At 64.2% G+C, this 2205-nt stretch carries 2 protein-coding genes; both read right to left on the reverse strand.

What is annotated here, in order from left to right; genetic code table 11:
- Positions 1 to 74: 74 nt before the first annotated feature.
- Positions 75 to 653: a superoxide dismutase [Fe] gene (gene sodB, locus B552_RS0126905; protein ID WP_019452162.1), complete on the reverse strand. Its 579-nt coding sequence runs from the start codon at positions 651 to 653 to the stop codon at positions 75 to 77.
- Positions 654 to 781: 128 nt separating this feature from the next.
- Positions 782 to 2167: an exodeoxyribonuclease VII large subunit gene (gene xseA, locus B552_RS0126910; protein ID WP_019452163.1), complete on the reverse strand. Its 1386-nt coding sequence runs from the start codon at positions 2165 to 2167 to the stop codon at positions 782 to 784.
- Positions 2168 to 2205 lie beyond the last annotated feature (38 nt).

The raw sequence follows: 2205 nt of genomic DNA on the forward strand, positions 1-2205 counted from the left end.
CCTTAACTGAACGGCATTACCCGCACGGGCGGGGCTTCTCACTACCAGCGTTCAGCTGGATTTCGCTCAGACACTCAGGCGAAGTTCTTCGACGCGAAGTCCCAGTTCACCACGTTCCAGAATGCCTCGACGTACTTCGGACGGGCATTGCGGTAGTCGATGTAGTAGGCGTGTTCCCACACGTCGCAGGTCAGCAGCGGCTTCGCGTCGGTGGTCAGCGGGGTGGCTGCGTTCGAGGTCGACACCAGGTCCAGCGAGCCGTCGGCCTTCTTGACCAGCCAGGCCCAGCCCGAACCGAACGTGCCAACGGCCACCTTCGTGAATTCTTCCTTGAACTTGTCGAACGAACCCCACTTGGCGTTGATCGCGTCAGCCAGGGCGCCGGTCGGCTGGCCACCGCCGTTCGGCTTCATCGATTCCCAGTAGAACGTGTGGTTCCAAACCTGGGCGGCGTTGTTGAAGATGCCACCGGACGACTTCTTGACGATTGCTTCCAGCGTAGCGCTCTCGAACTCGGTGCCCTTGATCAGGTTGTTCAGGTTCGTGACGTAAGTCTGGTGGTGTTTGTCATGATGGAACTCCAGGGTCTCCTTGGAGATGTGCGGAGCGAGGGCATCATGCGCGTACGGAAGAGGAGGGAGCGTGTGTTCCATTGTTCTGTCTCTGCGGTTTGTGGGTGGGGAGAACTGCCGATTGTAGGTGACTTGCCAGACCCGCGCAAACGCCGGCGGAAAGCCCCCTGGTGTCATGTTAGTTTCCCTGGGGGCGGCCGGATCGACTATCAGAAAGTACCTAGCTTGGCCTGCACTCCGGCGATCTCGATGTCGGCCACGCCCTCCGCCAGATGGGCCTCAACCACGCTGCCCGCACGCAAATCGCCGGGCGACCGTAATGCCCGGCCTCGATTGTCGAGCAACACCGCATAGCCGCGTTCGAGCGTGCGCTGTGGTGCCAGCAGTTCCAGCGCTCCGGCCATGCGCGCAAGATGCGCCGACTCGCGCTCGTGACGCCTTGCCGCCGCGGCGTCCAGGCGTGCTGCCAGGCGGCCAAGCTCCGCATGCGCCGCGCCGATGTCGGGCCGGCAGGCGCGCCAGCGCATCGCCAGCACGTCTAGCCGGTGGCGCTGCACCGATACCGTATCGCGCAGTGCCGCGCGCATATGCCGCGCCAGATTGTCGACCTGGGCGCGGCGTTCCTGCAATTGCGCCTGTGGGCTGCGCAAACGGCGCGAAAGCCATTCCAGGTGCTGGGCACGGCGTTCCAGTTGGCGGTCCATCGACTGCGCCAGCGCGTCTCGTGCGCGGCGCGTGGCCTGCAGCAGGTGCGCGCGGTCCGGGCTGACAAGTTCAGCGGCGCCTGTGGGCGTCGGCGCGCGCACGTCCGCGACGAAGTCGGCAATCGTGAAATCGGTTTCATGGCCGACACCCGACACCACGGGCACCGCACAGCGCGCGATCGCGTGCGCCACTACTTCCTCGTTGAACGACCAGAGGTCTTCGATGCTGCCACCACCGCGGCACAGGATCAGCACGTCGCACTCGCGCCGCGTACTGGCCACATCGAGCATCGCCGCGATTTTCTCGGCCGCACCCGCGCCCTGCACGGGTGCCGGGTAGACGATGACTGGCACGTGGGGCGCGCGGCGCTGCAGCGTGGTCAGTACATCGCGCATGGCTGCAGCCTGCAGCGAAGTGACCACGCCAATCGAACGTGGGTGGCTCGGAATCGCGCGCTTGCGTTCGGTATCGAACAGACCTGCCTGCGAAAGCTTCTCCTTGAGCCGCAGGAAGGCCTCGTACAGATTGCCAAGGCCTGCCCGGCGCATGGCTTCGACGCCAAGCTGCAGTTCGCCCCGCGCCTCGTACATCGACACTACGGCACGTACCTCGATGGCCTCCCCTTCACGCGGTGCGAAATCCACGTACTGGTTTCGCCCACGGAACATCACACAGCGAATCTGCGCGCGCGCGTCCTTGAGCGAGAAATACCAGTGCCCGCTTGCCGCGCGCGTGAAATTCGAGATTTCTCCCCTTACCCATGCGAGCGGAAAACTTCGCTCGAGCACCCCCGCAATGGCGTGATTCAGTTCGCTGACCTGGATCACATCACGGGTGCGCGTGGGCGGCTGAGACGGCATCGGGCGCGAAAAGTTCTCGTTCTCTGGCATGGTGCACAACCGCGCAGGCGGCGTGAGATGGACATGTC

Origin of the sequence: Cupriavidus sp. BIS7 (assembly GCF_000292345.1) — a bacterium.
Classification (GTDB): Bacteria; Pseudomonadota; Gammaproteobacteria; order Burkholderiales; family Burkholderiaceae; genus Cupriavidus.